13 protein-coding genes and 2 pseudogenes are annotated in these 16,139 nt (G+C 54.1%); 7 read left to right on the top strand and 8 right to left on the bottom strand.

Translation table 11 applies throughout. The features are described 5' to 3' along the window. Position 1: 1 nt before the first annotated feature. From O1724_RS23335 to O1724_RS23345, 3 genes are all read right to left on the bottom strand, one after another. Positions 2-988: an ABC transporter substrate-binding protein gene (locus tag O1724_RS23335; RefSeq protein WP_000069054.1), complete on the bottom strand. Its 987-nt coding sequence runs from the start codon at positions 986-988 to the stop codon at positions 2-4. A 238-nt stretch (positions 989-1,226) separates the two neighbouring features. Next, positions 1,227-1,823, bottom strand: a complete 597-nt coding sequence (locus O1724_RS23340; protein ID WP_000148344.1) for a HutD/Ves family protein — start codon at positions 1,821-1,823, stop codon at positions 1,227-1,229. Next, positions 1,820-3,193: a formimidoylglutamate deiminase gene (locus O1724_RS23345; RefSeq protein WP_001112072.1), complete on the bottom strand. Its 1,374-nt coding sequence runs from the start codon at positions 3,191-3,193 to the stop codon at positions 1,820-1,822. Before O1724_RS23345 ends, O1724_RS23340 begins: the two co-directional genes overlap by 4 nt. A gap of 241 nt (positions 3,194-3,434) precedes the next feature. Here O1724_RS23345 and hutC point away from each other — a divergent pair, with 241 nt between their 5' ends. The 4 genes from hutC to O1724_RS23365 all read left to right on the top strand — a co-directional run bounded on the left by hutC (position 3,435) and on the right by O1724_RS23365 (position 7,381). Next, positions 3,435-4,235, top strand: coding sequence for a histidine utilization repressor (gene hutC / locus O1724_RS23350; protein ID WP_001294851.1), 801 nt, complete (start codon positions 3,435-3,437; stop codon positions 4,233-4,235). Positions 4,236-4,388: 153 nt separating this feature from the next. After that, positions 4,389-5,651, top strand: coding sequence for an imidazolonepropionase (gene hutI / locus O1724_RS23355; RefSeq protein WP_001515701.1), 1,263 nt, complete (start codon positions 4,389-4,391; stop codon positions 5,649-5,651). Beyond that, positions 5,648-6,472 carry an N-formylglutamate deformylase gene (hutG, locus tag O1724_RS23360; RefSeq protein ID WP_000058769.1) on the top strand — a complete coding sequence of 275 codons (825 nt, stop codon included), beginning with the start codon at positions 5,648-5,650 and terminating at the stop codon, positions 6,470-6,472. Before hutI ends, hutG begins: the two co-directional genes overlap by 4 nt. A 231-nt stretch (positions 6,473-6,703) precedes the next feature. Further along, a complete protein-coding gene (locus O1724_RS23365; RefSeq protein WP_001181218.1) occupies positions 6,704-7,381 on the top strand; it encodes a carboxymuconolactone decarboxylase family protein in 678 nt (225 codons plus the stop codon). Between the two features lie 45 nt (positions 7,382-7,426). Here the strand turns inward: O1724_RS23365 and O1724_RS23370 are convergent, their stop codons facing one another. Next, positions 7,427-8,395 carry an IS5-like element IS903B family transposase gene (locus O1724_RS23370; RefSeq protein ID WP_022652343.1) on the bottom strand — a complete coding sequence of 323 codons (969 nt, stop codon included), beginning with the start codon at positions 8,393-8,395 and terminating at the stop codon, positions 7,427-7,429. A 580-nt stretch (positions 8,396-8,975) separates the two neighbouring features. Between O1724_RS23370 and stbA the strand changes: the two genes are divergently transcribed. Further along, the gene (stbA, locus tag O1724_RS23375; RefSeq protein WP_001039464.1) at positions 8,976-9,362 is read left to right on the top strand and encodes a plasmid stabilization protein StbA; all 387 of its coding nucleotides are present in this window, start codon (positions 8,976-8,978) and stop codon (positions 9,360-9,362) included. 139 nt (positions 9,363-9,501) lie between these two features. On the opposite strand, the gene O1724_RS23380 is transcribed toward stbA, so the two are convergent. The 4 genes and pseudogenes from O1724_RS23380 to ltrA form a co-directional block, all read right to left on the bottom strand. Next, positions 9,502-10,470 (bottom strand): IS5 family transposase, encoded by a 969-nt coding sequence (locus tag O1724_RS23380; protein WP_479983978.1) that lies wholly within the window; start codon positions 10,468-10,470, stop codon positions 9,502-9,504. Positions 10,471-11,354: 884 nt separating this feature from the next. Next, positions 11,355-11,663, bottom strand: a pseudogene (locus O1724_RS23385) (replication initiation protein); the annotation flags it as partial. 9 nt (positions 11,664-11,672) lie between these two features. After that, positions 11,673-12,353 (bottom strand): annotated as a pseudogene (locus O1724_RS23390) (IS1 family transposase). A 151-nt stretch (positions 12,354-12,504) separates the two neighbouring features. Further along, positions 12,505-13,992: a group II intron reverse transcriptase/maturase gene (gene ltrA, locus O1724_RS23395; protein ID WP_160458682.1), complete on the bottom strand. Its 1,488-nt coding sequence runs from the start codon at positions 13,990-13,992 to the stop codon at positions 12,505-12,507. 405 nt (positions 13,993-14,397) lie between these two features. On the opposite strand from ltrA, the gene umuD reads away from it, so the two are divergent. Both umuD and O1724_RS23405 read left to right on the top strand, forming a co-directional pair. Next, positions 14,398-14,829 carry a translesion error-prone DNA polymerase V autoproteolytic subunit gene (gene umuD, locus O1724_RS23400; RefSeq protein WP_000776034.1) on the top strand — a complete coding sequence of 144 codons (432 nt, stop codon included), beginning with the start codon at positions 14,398-14,400 and terminating at the stop codon, positions 14,827-14,829. Next, a complete protein-coding gene (locus O1724_RS23405) occupies positions 14,829-16,100 on the top strand; it encodes a Y-family DNA polymerase (protein WP_004118291.1) in 1,272 nt (423 codons plus the stop codon). Before umuD ends, O1724_RS23405 begins: the two co-directional genes overlap by 1 nt. Positions 16,101-16,139 lie beyond the last annotated feature (39 nt).

A 16,139-nucleotide genomic window follows, 5' to 3' on the forward strand; every position in this document is an offset into this window, starting at 1 on the left:
TTCATGGCTGAGTCACATACTTCGCGTCATACAACGTATTAATATCCGGCGTTTTATGCAGGATTTTCATTTCCGTCAGCAAACGCGCCGCTTCGTTGGTAAAGGTGACAATCTCGCCACTGAAGAACTTCTTGTTCGCATCACGGTCTTGCCAGCGCAGATAGCTGGACTCTTCAGCAAACTGTTTGCCGGTTTCTTTGACCGCCGCCCCCATAATCTCATTGGCTTTATCCGGATCTTTTTTGATCATATCCAGGGCTTCAAAGTAGCTATTTACCAGTGCCTGAGCCGCTTTGGGGTTTTTATCCAGCCAGGATGGCGTACAACCCAGGGTGTCCATCACCATGGGATAATCCAGTGTGGTGGTCAGAATTTTGCCTTTGTCCGGGCTTTGGCGGATGGTGGAGAGATACGGCTCGTACGTCACAGCGGCATCGTTCTGCCCGGCAATAAAGGCATGAGCGGCGGCATCCGGCCCCAGGGTTGCCAGTTTGACGTCTTTCATCGTCATGCCGTTTTTATCGAGGATCCAGGCCAGCAGAAAATAGGAGGAGGTTCCTGGTGCATCGACACTGATGGTTTTCCCTTTCAGGTCAGCCACTTTATTGATACCCCCACGTACGGCAATCCCATCCGCGCCATAGGATTTATCCAGTTGCACAATTTGCTTGATGGGCACACCGCTGGCATTCCAGGTGAGGTAGGTTTCCACCGTGGTCGCCGCGCACTGCAAAGAGCCTGATGCAATGGCCAGGTGGCGTGATTGCTGGGGTACCATTTTCAGCGTCACGTCCAGGCCATTCTTTTTGAAAATGCCTGCCTTATCGGCCAGTGTCAGGGGAGCGAATCCTGTCCACCCGGAAATACCAATGGCCACCGGAGTCTCTGCCGCCATGGCGGTGTTTATTGCCCCGCAACCCAATGTCACTGCCAGCCCTAACATGGATAACGAACGCTTCAGCACAGTCCTGGAAATCATGTTGCTCATCTGCCACTCCTGCCAAATTACCTGTCTCGGGGAAATGCCTGGCCAGTGAACTGCCCGGGCAAAATACGCTACTGTATATTCTTGTCTATACAAGCAAGCCGAATAAGTAAAGCAAGCTTTGTGCCAGTTCAGCTATGCCTGCTTTCCCGGTTATTTCGGCCTGTGGCCAGTGGTTTTCTCTGCCTGTCGAATCAAATAAGTGCGCAGGATGCGCCAAACCAGTGCAGGACGCACCAACTCAGGCAATGACCGCCGCCCAAAGTAGCAGACTGCGCGTTTTTTGTGCATCCACAGTATGCAAGGCAGAAATCGGCCACTGTGTCGTCTGACAGCTGTCTGACGTCGGTGGCCACCAGATACCTTCACCCGCGCCCAGCCGGGTCCCATCCGGTAATTGCCAGTCACCCTGAATGGCGAAAAGCACACCGCCCTGCTCACGGGACACCGTGCCACTTCCCCTGAGGGCGACAACGCCGGGCAAACAGACAGTACGCCGGGTCATCAGGTTAAAATCCATCGTCTCGCCCCCCAGAAGATGTGCGTGGAGTGCAAGATCCCCGCTAAACTCGAAGGGTTCTCCCACGGTATTCAGCACATGATTCACCCCGATGCCGTCAGTCAGTTGCATGCCCTCGCCACTCAACAGCGTGATGGAACGCGCAATGCCGGGGAAAGCGGAAAATGGGCCATCCTGCGCGACAGTGGCAATGCTGGCACGCCAGTCAAAATCCGCCTGCCCTGGCGGCCAGCTGATAATTTCGCGGGTTTCGCCGCCGCCATTACGCCAGCGACTGACCGGCAGCCTGGTCTGGGAAAAACGCTGCCAGCCCGTCATGCTGTCGCCTCCGCCAGTTGGCGCAGTACCTGCAGAAAATCAGCGGCAACGGCCTGTTGCTGCGCATGTTGCCCATTGATAATGCGGGGGGTCCCGCCAACATACACATCGCGAATCTGCCCGGCGTGGCCGGCAAATAACCAGCGGTTGAGAATTTCAGGGGGGCGGGCTGCCGCCAGGTAAGGATCCTGTCCATCCAGCACCAGCCAGTCGGCGCGATACCCCACTGACAATCTCCCGACAGGCGCGCCACAGGCCTGCGCACCACCGGCAAGCGCCTGGGTGTACAACACATCGCCCACCACATTTTGGGTCGCCGTTGTCAGGCGGTTGCGGCGCTGATCACGTAAGCGCTGCCCATATTCGAACCAGCGCAGCTCTTCCACCACATTAAGTGAAACATGGCTGTCGGAACCAATACCCCAGTGACCGCGCTGTGCCAAATAATCGACGCCGGGGAAAATACCGTCGCCCAGATTCGCTTCTGTTGTGGGGCACAGCCCGGCAACCGCACCGCTTTGCGCCATGCGGGCCACTTCTTTCTCATCCGCATGTGTCGCGTGGACAAGACACCAGCGGGCATCGATATCCAGGTGATCATACAGCCACGCAATGGGGCGTTGTCCGCTCCAGCTCAGGCAGTCATTGACTTCTTTTTGCTGCTCGGCGATATGGATATGTACAGGCAATGCCGGGTCGCTGGCCTGTAAAACCTGCTGCATCTGCGTGGGGGTCACGGCCCGTAGTGAGTGAAAACACAGGCCCTGGTTTTGCAGTACTTTGCCCGTTATCTGCTGGCGGATAATCGCCTGCTGGCGCAAATAGGTGTCAGCGTCCTGAATAAACCGCACCTGACCCGCCTGAGCCGGTTGCCCGCCAAACCCGGCATAGCTGTAGAGCACGGGCAACAGCGTCAGGCCGATTCCCGCAAGGTCGGCAGCGGCGCTTAATTGGGCGGTCATCTCGCCGCGGTCAGCATAGGGGTTACCGCTGATATCATTGTGCAGATAGTGGAACTCAGCGACCTGGGTATAACCCCCTTTGAGCATCTCGATATACAACTGGCGGGCGATAATACCGACCTGGTCCGGCGTTAATCGCTGCACCGTGCGATACATCAGGTCACGCCAGGTCCAGAAACTGTCCTGCGGGTTTCCGGCCACCTCCGCCAGCCCGGCCATCACCCGCTGGAATGCATGAGAGTGTAAATTCGGCATACCCGGGATCACCGGACCTGAAAGCCGGACAGCATCCTGTGCTGTGCTGTCCGGCGTGATGGCGGTTAACATGCCGGCAGCATCGACATCCAGACGCACATTGTGAGCCCATCCTTCAGCAAGCAGGGCTTGTGTAGCAAAATAAGCAGGCATAACAACGTTCCTGAGCAGCGAAAAGAAACATAAAGGCAATTATAAGTAAACAATTGCAAAACTTTGGGGCGACTTGTCTATACATATACATATGCATGGTTTGGCTGTAAACTTGCGCCATTCCTTTTTTTATCATTTGAGTTTTTCACCACAGCTTTTCTGCTTACGCTTCGCGGTTGAAAATACGCCAGCGTCCGGGAAACGATGACCTTGTCTGTGGCACTTTTGAGAGGTAAGAAACATGTCTGAGCCCACCCTTTTTTCATCGGCCGGTACGGCGCAACAAGACGTGACCCGGCAGACACTATCTGAGCTGGCCGCCGCCATGAGCGATGCACCGGCGCCCATTTATCAGCGGGTGAAACAGGCCATCATTGGCCAGATTCGCGCCGGCGTCTGGAAACCCCACCAACGTATTCCATCGGAAAGTGAGCTGGTTAATGAAATTGGCGTCAGCCGTATGACCATCAACCGGGCGCTGCGCGAACTGACCAGCGAAGGTTTTTTAATCCGCATGCAGGGCGTGGGGACGTTTGTCGCCGAAGCAAAAGCCTATACACCGATGCTTGAGGTCCATAATATTGCTGATGAAATCGCCCAACGTGGTCATCGTCATGACAGTAAAATTTTAGTGTGCGAGGCCCGCCAGGCGGACGCCGATCAAGCGCTCCAGTTGGGGATTGCCATCGGTGATACGCTGTTTTACTCCCAAATTGTGCATTACGAAAATAACGTTCCGGTACAAATTGAAGACCGTTTTGTTAACCCGGAAACGGCGCCGGATTACCTCCGGCAGGTGCTCAATAAACAGACGCCATATACCTATCTGATGGATATTGCCCCGCTGACCGCAGGGGAGCACCGCGTTGAAGCCATCAGCGCCAGCGATGAACAACGCCACTTGCTGCAACTTGAGGAGCATGAGCCCTGCCTGTTGATTCACCGGCGAACCTGGAGCGGCAGCCGCGTTGTGACGTCCGCCCGCCTGATTTACCCGGGTTCGCGTTATCAGTTATTTGGCCGTTTTACCAGTCACGGCTAATCGCGTCTGGCGCAGGCGGCATTCACAGGCCGCCCGTCTTTACGCGACAGTTGGCGATAAGAAAAAACTATCTCTGGCCGCCTTGCCGCCCTTTCGGTTATGGGTTAGGTTGACTTTAATTGTCTATACAAGATAAATCATCCGGAGTCTGCTATGTCCTTAGCCTCGTCCCTTTGCCTTACTGTCACGCCCCCGGCGCACTGTGACAGTGTCTGGCGCGGCGCCACGCTGGTCACCATGCAGGATGGCCGTTACAACGTGATAGAAAACGGCGCATTGGCAGTGACGGAGGGAAAAATTGTCTGGCTTGGCCGTAATGCCGACTGCCCGGCGTTTCCCCATGCACAACAGCATGTATTCGACGGCGGGATAATTACCCCGGGATTTATCGATTGTCATACTCATCTGGTGTTCGGCGGGAACCGCAGCGCCGAATTTGAGCAACGGTTAAATGGCGTAAGCTATGCAGAAATCGCCGCGGCGGGCGGTGGTATTTTATCCACTGTAAACGCCACCCGGGACGCCACGGAAGAGGAACTGCTCCGGCAGGCTTTATTGCGTTTGCAACCGCTGCTGGCCGAGGGGGTCACCTGCCTTGAAATTAAGTCAGGCTACGGGCTGACCCTGGACAGTGAATTAAAAATGTTGCGGGTTATCCGCAAATTAGCCACTCTGTTGCCTGTCGATATTCAGTCCACCTGTCTTGCCGCCCATGCCCTGCCGCCCGAGTACAAAGACCGGGCGGAGGACTATATCGACTTTATTTGCGATACCCTGCTGCCCATTGTCGCCAGAGAAAAACTGGCGGATGCCGTTGACGCATTCTGTGAGCACCTTGCGTTCTCCCCAGCACAAGTCGAGCGAATTTTTGATGCTGCACAGGCTTTGGGGTTGCCGGTTAAATTGCATGCGGAACAACTCTCTGCCCTGCATGGCAGTTCACTGGCGGCAAACTATCACGCCTTGTCGGCGGATCACCTTGAATACGCCACCCAGGAAGATGCTCACGCCATGGCGGCCAGCGGCACTGTCGCCGTCCTGCTGCCCGGCGCATGGTATTTACTGCGTGAAAAACAGCACCCGCCCGTGAATTTTTTCCGCCAGTATCAGGTGCCGATGGCCCTGGCGAGTGATGCCAACCCGGGGACATCCCCGGTGCTGTCATTGCGCCTGATGCTGAATATGGGCTGTACACTGTTTGGTCTGACGCCGGAGGAAGCGCTGGCCGGGATTACGTGCCACGGCGCGCGCGCCCTCGGTCTGGCCGCGTCTCACGGTACGCTTGCCGAAGGTAAGGTTGCCGATTTTATCCACTGGCCGCTGTCGCGACCGGCTGAACTGATCTACTGGCTGGGCGGTCAATTGCCCTGCACGGTGGTCTATCGCGGGAAAATACGAGGAAACGTTCATCCATGAGCCTTTCAGCTATGACTGACATTATCGATCCTTACCATTTCACGGCTGGCAGTGCACCGTTGCTTATCAGTATTCCCCACGCGGGAACACAACTGACGCCGGAGGTCGACAATGGTCTGAGCGATGCCGCACGCCCGCTTGGCGATACCGACTGGCATATTCCCCGCCTGTACGATTTTGCTCACGCCCTCGGCGCCAGTATGCTGGTCGGGAATTATTCCCGTTTTGTTATCGACCTGAATCGCCCTGCTGACGATACGCCGCTCTATACCACCGCCACCACAGGATTGTACCCGGAGACTTTATTTGATGGTCGGGACAGCTTTACGCCCGGCATGACGCCGACAGCCGCCCATCGTCGGCACTATCTGGCGCAAATCTGGCACCCTTACCACCAGCGTATCCAGTCAGAGCTGGCGCGGATAAAACACCAGTTTGGTTATGCACTGCTGTTTGACGCGCATTCTATTGCATCGGTTATCCCGCGTCTGTTTGATGGTCGGTTGCCTGATTTGAACCTCGGTACCAACGGCGGCGCCAGTTGCGCTGCAGCCCTGAGCGACCGTCTGGTCGATTGCTGTCAGAAACAGTCGCCATTCAGCCATGTGCTTAATGGCCGGTTTAAGGGCGGCTATATTACCCGGGCATACGGACAGCCTGACGCGAATATTCATGCCGTGCAACTTGAACTGGCGCAGGTCAATTATATGAACGAAATGGCGCCTTATGCGTATGCAGAGGAAAAGGCCCCTCAACTTCAGGCGCTGCTGCGATCCTTACTTGAGAATATGCTCGACTGGGCAGATAGCCACTATCAATAACCCTCACACATGCCATGAGGCAGGCACCCAATATCCGGTCTGCCTCAAGCCAAAATGCCATTAACCCGGGAGCCATCTTTGGTATTCTGCTGATGTCATCCCCGCATTAATGAGCGCCATGCATAAGTCCATGCATATTTACCCGTATTATCATTGAATCCTGCTTTGCATACACTGCCGGTATCAGGGCGCACGCCCTTCTCTTTTTCGCAATACACCCGGAGATTTGTTATGCAAAACAGGCTGGACAATAAACAGCAGGCCATTATTCCAATTGCGGCTTTCGCCGCAAAGGGCGACACAGAAAAACTCGCTGCTGAAATACAGCACGGGCTGGATACAGGCCTTACCATCAATGAAATCAAAGAAGTCCTGATTCAGCTCTATGCCTATGCCGGTTTTCCTCGCAGCCTGAATGCCCTTGGCGTGCTTATGGGCGTGGTGGAACAGCGTCAGCAGCAAGGAATTACGGATAATGCGGGAGAAGACGCATCCTCTTTTCCTGAGAACTGGAATGCCCTTGAAGGTGGCACGCAAAACCAGACGCGTCTTATCGGGAAACCCGTAACAGGCCCGCTATTTACCTTTGCGCCTGCAATTGACCAGTTCCTTAAAACGCACCTGTTTGGTGATATTTTCCAGCGTGACACCCTGAGCTGGCAGACGAGGGAGCTGGCCACCATTTCGTTTCTGGCTGCAATTCCCGGTGTCACCAGCCAACTGAAAAGCCATTATGCCATCAGTCTGAATGCGGGATTGACGGCTGAGCAGCTGTGGGCATTTACGGCAATTCTGGGTCAAAAATGCGGTGCTGATATGGCAGACAACGCCAGGCCCGTGCTGGGTGAGCTGCTGGATGAAACAAAAACGCCCCGGCACGGTGGCTTATCCACACCGTGGCTTTGTTGAATAAATCAGATTTCGGGTAAGTCTCCCCCGTAGCGGGTTGTGTTTTCAGGCAATACGCACGCTTTCAGGCATACCTGCTTTCGTCATTTTGTTCAGCGCTCGTACCAGGGCCATAGCCTCCGCAACCTGACCATCGTAGTCACGCAGCGTCAGTGAACCCCCGAACAGCTGTTTTACCCGGTACATCGCCGTTTCCGCTATCGAGCGACGGTTGTAATCTGTTGTCCATTTCCACCGCGCATTACTCCCGGTCATTCGCTGATTAGCCACTGCACGGTTACGGTCTGCATATTCACCGGGCCAGTAACCCGCACCTTTTCGGGGCGGGATAAGCGCGCTGATTTTCTTACGCCGCAGTTCATCGTGACAGAGCCGGGTGTCGTAAGCGCCGTCTGCCGATGCTGCCCTGATTTTTCTGTGAGTCTGCCGGATAAGACCCGGGAAGGCTTCTGAGTCCGTCACATTGTTCAGCGACAGGTCTGCACAGATGATTTCATGTGTGTTGCTGTCAACTGCCAGATGCAACTTTCGCCATATACGACGGCGTTCCTGGCCATGCTTTTTGACTTTCCACTCGCCTTCACCAAAGACCTTCAGCCCGGTGGAATCAATCACCAGATGCGCGATTTCACCCCGGGTGAACGTTTTGAAACTGACGTTAACCGACTTTGCCCGCCTGCTGACACAGCTGTAATCCGGGCAACGTAGCGGAACGTTCATCAGAGAAAAAATGGAATCAATAAAGCCCTGCGCAGCGCGCAGGGTCAGCCTGAATACGCGTTTAATGACCAGCACAGTCGTGATGGCAAGGTCAGAATAGCGCTGAGGTCTGCCTCGTGAAGAAGGTGTTGCTGACTCATACCAGGCCTGAATAGCTTCATCATCCAGCCAGAAAGTTATGGAGCCACGGTTGATGAGGGCTTTATTGTAGGTGGGCCAGTTGGTGATTTTGAACTTTTGCTTTGCCACGGAACGGTCTGCGTTGTCGGGAAGATGCGTGATCTGATCCTTCAACTCAGCAAAAGTTCGATTTATTCAACAAAGCCCATTCAGTCCTCAATTTGTGCATTTTTTAAACGAAAAAAGGGTGTCTAATACGGTGAAATCATAGTATTACCAAAGTAATAAATAAAAAGTTATTTAAATCAGTAATTTAGATTTGATTTGTAATACCTGGGTAATACCGCAGCATGGCTAAATTTTGTTTTTTTTCTTTTAAATCAGTGCGATAGCGTGATTTATCACGCTGCGTTAGGTGTATAGCAGGTTAAGGGATAAAAAATCATCTTTTTTTGGTAGGGCGATCTCCGTAGGTTAAGGGGCATTTGGCTAAAAAGCGTCCTATTCTTTGATGGTCATGCTTGCATGACCATCTGAGCAACCAAAAACTACAGATAAACTACAGATAAACTACAAAAAACGTTTTGCCTTAGTGTTGTAAGACTACAAATAGACTACAATAAAACTACAAATAAACTACAAAAAACGTGACAGACTACAAATAGACTACAATAAAACTACAGATAAACTACAAAACTCGATTGACCCCTTCTTACGAGTGTTGTAGAGTCATTTTCATACAACGGAGGGGGTTATGAATAAACCAGCAGATCTGAAACCCCGCAACTTATCGGCTGCTGTCAGATTGCGCCTAAATGAAATCGAGAACTGGCTGGACAGAGGGCTAACGCGGCATGAAATTGCTGAAATCCTCGACAGCGAATACAGCTTTTCGGTAACAGCCAAAGGGCTTGAGATGGCACTGTATAGAACGCGGCAAAACCGAAAAAATGTATTGCACAATACGCATGATAAGAGTAGCGCGAAGGGTGCAGCGGAAAGTGTATTGCACAATACACAACCGTCTGAGCCTGAAGTGCAGGAAAGTAAAAAAGCAGAGAGTCCCGGCATTATTGATAAAGAATTCTTCAAGAAAATCGGTGAGAATTTCGACCCTAAGAAGTTCAACAAAAAATTCTGAGGTGATTTATGAAAGTAGCGGTAATTAATTACAGTGGCAGTGTTCGTAAAACCTTAATTTCATCTTACCTGTTAGCCCCGCGCGGCTTTGTTGAATAAATCAGATTTCGGGTAAGTCTCCCCCGTAGCGGGTTGTGTTTTCAGGCAATACGCACGCTTTCAGGCATACCTGCTTTCGTCATTTTGTTCAGCGCTCGTACCAGGGCCATAGCCTCTGCAACCTGACCATCGTAGTCACGCAGTGTCAGTGAACCTCCGAACAGCTGTTTTACCCGGTACATCGCCGTTTCCGCTATCGAGCGACGGTTATAATCTGTTGTCCATTTCCACCGCGCATTACTCCCGGTCAGCCGCTGATTCGCAACAGCACGGTTACGGTCTGCATATTCACCGGGCCAGTAACCCGCGCCTTTTCGGGGCGGGATAAGCGCGCTGATTTTCTTACGCCGCAGTTCATCGTGACAGAGTTGGGTGTCGTAAGCGCCGTCTGCCGATGCTGCCCTGATTTTTCTGTGAGTCTGCCGGATAAGACCCGGGAAGGCTTCTGAGTCCGTCACATTGTTCAGCGACAGGTTTGCACAGATGATTTCATGTGTGTTGCTGTCAACTGCCAGATGCAACTTTCGCCATATACGACGGCGTTCTTTGCCGTGTTTTTTGACTTTCCATTCGCCTTCACCAAAGACCTTCAGCCCGGTGGAATCAATCACCAGATGCGCGATTTCACCTCGGGTGAACGTTTTGAAACTGACATTAACCGACTTTGCGCGCCTGCTGACACTGGTGTAATCCGGGCAGCGCAACGGAACATTCATCAGTGTAAAAATGGAATCAATAAAACCCTGTGCAGCCCGCAGGGTCAACCTGAACACGCGTTTAATGACCAGAACGGTGGTGATGGCGAGATCAGAATAGCGCTGAGGTCTTCCCCGTGATGAAGGCGTTGCCGACTCATACCAGGCCTGAATAGCTTCATCATCCAGCCAGAAAGTTATGGAGCCATGGTTGATGAGGGCTTTATTGTAGGTGGGCCAGTTGGTTATTTTGAACTTTTGCTTTGCCACGGAACGGTCTGCGTTGTCGGGAAGATGCGTGATCTGATCCTTCAACTCAGCAAAAGTTCGATTTATTCAACAAAGCCGTCTGTGTTGTAAAATGGCGCCGAAAGCCCGGCGTAGCCGGTTGCCGGGCTATAAATTCTGCCACCCTACCCCCTGCCCTGATTAGCCTTAACTCGCGAACAGCAATGAAGAAGTCAAAGTAATCCCTTTTAACCCCGGTGAGCGGGCTTTACGGCGTTTACGACGTAAAGGGCGTGATTTCCGGGGCCTAAGCGGCGGCAGCTTGCTGCTGACGCTTAGGGGGATGTTCATCAACTATTTCAGCGACACCAGGGAACTTAACACGGTAGCTGCAAAGCCCTAATCCCGCTCACCGCCACGCAGCTGCCGTACGTCCCCCACGGGGGTGCGCAGTGCTGCGCGCGGGAACGGCGGCCCGTCTGCGGGACGCGGCGCCGTACTGCGCGTTAGCGGCCGCACGCGGCCGGTTACGGGGGACACTCCGCCATACGACCAGCGACCCGCTGAGCTGCACAATCCACAGATAACACAAGCTACATACATGTCGATATGGGAATCGGCCCACCTTGCCGGGCGCCGGTGCCGTGTGGAAATCCGCCCACCTTGCCGCGCGCCGGTGCCGTGTGGGAATCCGCCCACCTTGCCGCGCGCCGGTGCCGTGTGGGAATCCGCCCACCTTACCGGGCGCCGGTGCCGTGTGGGAATCCGCCCACCTTGCCGGGCGCCGGTGCCGTGTGGGAATCCGCCCACCTTACCGGGCGCCGGTGCCGTGTGGAAATCCGCCCACCTTGCCGCGCGCCGGTGCCGTGTGGGAATCCGCCCACCTTACCGGGCGCCGGTGCTGTGTGGAAATCCGCCCATCTTCATGACAAAAATTTGTCAAATGACAGGCTCATGTGTGCTGATTTATGTCAGACGGGATTTTGCTTATCAATTATTGAGAACAGAAATTTTCCTGAATCATCAATACTATACTTAGCAAGTAAAGGTGTTTTCTCATTTATCTGCTTGAGTGCAGGATCAAGGAAAGATCGTTTCAACTCTGCCAAGTTCTTCTGCTGGGATTCCGGTAAGACGAAACGGTCATTTAACCAAGCATGAGTAGTAACCCATAAGCCTGAAGATTTGAATTGAGCAAGACTTTCATAAAGGCGGATCGTCCGGGGATTTCGAAGACTGCCACAATCGCGGAGCGAGTAGGTGGTGAACTGGTTGGTAATGACTCCAACTTACTGATAGTGTTTTATGTTCAGATAATGCCCGATGACTTTGTCATGCAGCGCCACCGATTTTGAGAACGACAGTGACTTCCTGCCCAGCCTTGCCAGATGCTGCCTCAGATTCTGGTTATGCCGCTCAATTCGCTGCGTATATCGCTTGCTGATAACGTGCAGTTCTCCCTTCAGGCGGGATTCATAAAGCGGCCAGCCATCCGTCATCCATACCACGACCTCAAAGGCCGACAGCAGGCCCAGAAGACGCTCCAGCGTGGACAACGTGCGCCACAACCGTCCTCCGTATCCTGTCATACGCGTAAAACAACCAGCGCTGGCGTGATTTAGCGCCGACATAACCCCACTGTTCGTCCATTTCCGCGCAAACAATGACGTCACTGCCCGGTTGTATGCGTGAGGTTACCGACTGCGGTCTGAGTTTTTTAAGTGACGTAAAATCGTGTTGAGGCCAACGCCCATAATGCGGGCGGTTGCCCGGCATCCAACGCCATTCATGGCCATATCAATGATTTTCTGGTGCGTACCGGGCTGAGAGGCGGTGTAAGTGAACTGTAGTTGCCATGTTTTACGGCAGTGAGAGCAGAGATAGCGCTGATGTCCGGCAGTGCTTTTGCCGTTACGCACCACGCCTTCAGTAGCTGAGCAGGAGGGACAACTGATGGAGATGGAAGCCACTGGAGCACCTCAAAGACACCATCGTACACTAAATCAGTAAGTTGGCACCATTACCCGGCAGGCGATCTGGATTATCGTCACGCTGTTAAATATGTCGCGGTAGGGATACCCGTTACCGGATACCCCCCGCACAGATCCCGGCGTGCGCGATTTACGCACCGGGCTCCTGCCTCGGGTGTCTGGCGGTGAACCGCTCCACAGGCCATGGATGAAGAACCCGAACCCTTGGTAGCCATGCGGCTGCCAGTTTGTTTGCTTTCGTCCAGGTCGTATCATCCTTCTGGCTCCTGCGCCTGAGCGCCCGGCGCCAGAGGTTTGTTACGTGTGTCCTGAACTTCTGCATGGTGGGGAAGTTGCCCGGTACCGAGTGATAGTTCAGGTATCCCTGAACCACTCTCCTGAGCCATTTTCCCTGTTCGGGGATTGAGTAATGCCAGCGCCTTCGCAGACCGTCTTTGATGGCTTTCAGAGTTGCCGTCATCCGATCCCGGCGGGTCTTTCGTATCAGCATGAACCTGCCGTTGCGATCTTTCCCGCTGATGTGCGTGAACCCGAGGAAGTTGAACGTTTCTGGTTTGCCTTTTCCCCTGATGGCACGGTTTTCGGCAGCGAAGCGGCCGAACTCCATCAGACGGGTTTTCTCCGGGTGAACCGTGAGTCCGAACTCCCTCAGTCTGCGCTGCATGGCTATACGGAAGCGCCGGGCATCGTATCGTTTGTCGAACCCGATGACGATGTCATCGGCGTATCTGACCATTACCACATTGCCTGTGGCATAGCGACGTCGCCACTGATGCGCCCACAGATCGAAGACGTAGTGGAGGTATATGTTTGCCAGCAGCGGTGAGATGACCGCACCCTGTGGGGTGCCTTCCTCCGTTGCTCGCCATTGACCCTCCTCCGACGTCCCGGCAGTGAGCCACTTACGTATGAGCCTGATTACCCTCCGGTCGCCGATCCGATGCTCTGTGAACCTGATCAGCCATTCGTGGCTCACCCTGTCAAAGAACTGTCTGATGTCGGCATCCAGTACCCAGTTTACGTTAGTGCGTACCAGCCCTGTGGCCAGTGCGTCCAGTGCATCGTGCTGGCTTCGCCCGGGTCTGAACCCGTATGAGAACCCCATAAAGTCGTTTTCATAGACTGCGTTCAGGATTTTCACCAGCGCATACTGGACGATCTTGTCCTCCAGCGAGGCGATGCCGAGCGGGCGTTGTTTTCCATCCGCTTTTGGGATGTAGTGACGCCTGCCGGGCTGCGCCCTGTAGCTGCCCTGATGTAGCCTCCGGTGCAGATCTGTTATGTTGTTCTTCATGTTTCCGGCGTAGTCCATCCACCTGATGCCATCCACTCCGGCGGCCGCTTTCCTGCTCAGGGAGAGGAATGCGGCTTCCAGTGCTTCGACTGTCAGCAGGTGGAACAATGCTGTAAACCGTTCTTTCTTCCGCTGCTTCGCAGCTTCCCGCACGCGTGACAGCCTCTGTGACATGCTTTCCCGGCTCTGTGTCCGGCGCATGTGTGGCTGTTCCACGTTCCCCTTGGCCCCGCTCCTTCGCTCCACTGACTCCGCTCCTTTCGGGTTGTTCGCCTGCTTCGCCGCTACTATGAGCGAGTCCGACTTCTCCTCTCCGTACATCACCGGCTATGACTCCTCGTCTTCCCGGTGCGGGCCATCTCCGACACTGGCAGATGGTCAGAGGGGAGATCTCCCGGTTCCCGCGTAGAGATCGTATTGACATGCCAGGGTCTCAGACCCCGCCGGGTCCATGTGGCACTCGCAGTATCGCACCCTATGATGTTGCCTTCCGTTAACAGTACAACGTCGGCACCCGGTAATTTAATATACATTTCGTGGCTCAATGGCTGGCCTGTCAACACCCCTGTCAACGCTTCGCCCCATACCTCGCGGTATGCAACGCATGACTCGGGGACCTTGTGGATTGCTGGTCCTTCAATGGTCGGGGACTTTCACCCCTTGATCTCTACCGGTCTCCCGGCGCACACTGTATGTATAACCAGTAAAATTAGAGTGTCAGGAGGAAAGATGAAACTACAACTTTTCAGCACCGGGAAAGAACTCCCGCCACAGGCCCATCCATTGTTTGCCGATCTGGCCAGCTGCGGTTTTCCCAGCCCTGCTGCTGACTATGTCGAGTCCGATCTGGATCTCCATGATTACTGCATACGGCATCCGAGCGCGACGTACTACCTGCGTGCCAGCGGAGACAGCATGGCCGACGGCAGTCTGTACAATGGCGATCTGCTGGTTGTGGACAGTGCTGAAAAGCCGCGGCACGGCGATATCGTTGTCGCCAGCATGCAGGGGGAGTTTACGGTGAAACGGCTTCTGCTGACGCCGCGACTGACGCTGCAGCCCATGAATGCCTCCTGGTCGCCGATTTATCCTGATCCCGACGAGCTGGATATCTTTGGCGTCGTCACGCATATCATCCACCGCCCGAGGGAGATGTACTGATGTTTGCCCTGGCCGATGTGAACAGCTTCTATGCCAGCTGTGAACGTGTTTTCCGCCCGGATTTGAAAGGAAAGCCGATAGTCGTCCTGAGCAACAACGACGGGAATGTAATCGCTCGCAGTGCCGAGGCGAAGCCCTGGATCAAAATGGGAACTCCGTGGTTTCAGATAAAAAACGAAAGATACCCGGAAAAAATATATGCGTTTTCAAGTAATTATGAACTTTACGCCTCGATATCGGCGCGCGTGATGAACTGCCTGGAGGAACTGGCCCCCAGGGTGGAACAGTATTCAATTGATGAGATGTTCCTCGACCTGACCGGCGTGGAGCACTGTATGGGGCTTGAGGACTTCGCCCGGCAGCTGCGTCAGCAGGTGTATGACTGTACCCGCCTGACCATTGGCGTGGGCGCCGGACCAACGAAAACCCTCGCAAAATCAGCCCAGTGGGCCTCAAAAGAGTGGAAACAGTTTCATGGCGTACTCGCTCTGACCAGGGGAAATCCGCAAAGGACGCGGAAACTGCTTTCACTGCAGCCGGTTGAAGAAATCTGGGGGGTGGGTAACCGTATTGCACGCAAGCTAAATGTGCTGGGCATAAAAACCGCGCTCGATCTGGCTCTGACGAACCCGGCCTTCATCCGCAAAAATTTTTCTGTCGTCCTTGAGCGAACGGTACGGGAACTGAACGGGGAAAGCTGCCTTTCGCTTGAGGAAGCCCCTCCGACGAAACAGCAAATTGTCTGCAGCCGCAGTTTTGGCGTGAAGATCACGGAGTACGAGTCACTCCGTCAGGCTATCTGTCAGCACGCAGAGCGGGCCTCTGAAAAACTGCGTAAAGAGCACCAGTATTGCCGGCATATTTCCGTTTTCATCAAAACGTCTCCGTTCGCCATTAAAGAGCCTTACTACGGCAACGTGGCTACGGAAAAACTTCTTACACCCACTCAGGACACCAGGGACATCATTGCAGCCGCTACAACGGCTCTGGAGCGTATCTGGAGGGATGGGCACCGGTATGCCAAAGCCGGAGTTATGCTGAATGACTTCACCGGCTCCGGAGTTTCGCAGCTGCAACTGTTCGACGAACGCCCGCCACGCCCTCACAGTGCTGAGCTGATGAGGGTTCTGGACGGGATCAACAACTCAGGGCTGGGTAAAGTATGGTTTGCGGGGCGGGGTATGGCCCCGGAATGGCAGATGAAACGGGAGATGCTTTCTCCTGCTTATACGACACGATGGTCAGATATTCCTGCAGCGAAACTGGCGTGAAACTATGGCGATTTCACCGTGAAATTCTCAACCTAAACT

This window comes from Enterobacter cloacae complex sp. HYC074_NIDB (genome assembly GCF_056673345.1).

What these genes read in the sequence shown, in the direction of transcription:
- O1724_RS23335 (WP_000069054.1), bottom strand. Translation starts at nt 988, where the DNA reads ATGAGCAACATGATTTCCAGGACTGTGCTGAAGCGTTCGTTATCCATG.
- O1724_RS23340 (WP_000148344.1), bottom strand. Translation starts at nt 1,823, where the DNA reads ATGACGGGCTGGCAGCGTTTTTCCCAGACCAGGCTGCCGGTCAGTCGC.
- O1724_RS23345 (WP_001112072.1), bottom strand. Translation starts at nt 3,193, where the DNA reads ATGCCTGCTTATTTTGCTACACAAGCCCTGCTTGCTGAAGGATGGGCT.
- hutC (WP_001294851.1), top strand. Translation starts at nt 3,435, where the DNA reads ATGTCTGAGCCCACCCTTTTTTCATCGGCCGGTACGGCGCAACAAGAC.
- hutI (WP_001515701.1), top strand. Translation starts at nt 4,389, where the DNA reads ATGTCCTTAGCCTCGTCCCTTTGCCTTACTGTCACGCCCCCGGCGCAC.
- hutG (WP_000058769.1), top strand. Translation starts at nt 5,648, where the DNA reads ATGAGCCTTTCAGCTATGACTGACATTATCGATCCTTACCATTTCACG.
- O1724_RS23365 (WP_001181218.1), top strand. Translation starts at nt 6,704, where the DNA reads ATGCAAAACAGGCTGGACAATAAACAGCAGGCCATTATTCCAATTGCG.
- stbA (WP_001039464.1), top strand. Translation starts at nt 8,976, where the DNA reads ATGAATAAACCAGCAGATCTGAAACCCCGCAACTTATCGGCTGCTGTC.
- umuD (WP_000776034.1), top strand. Translation starts at nt 14,398, where the DNA reads ATGAAACTACAACTTTTCAGCACCGGGAAAGAACTCCCGCCACAGGCC.
- O1724_RS23405 (WP_004118291.1), top strand. Translation starts at nt 14,829, where the DNA reads ATGTTTGCCCTGGCCGATGTGAACAGCTTCTATGCCAGCTGTGAACGT.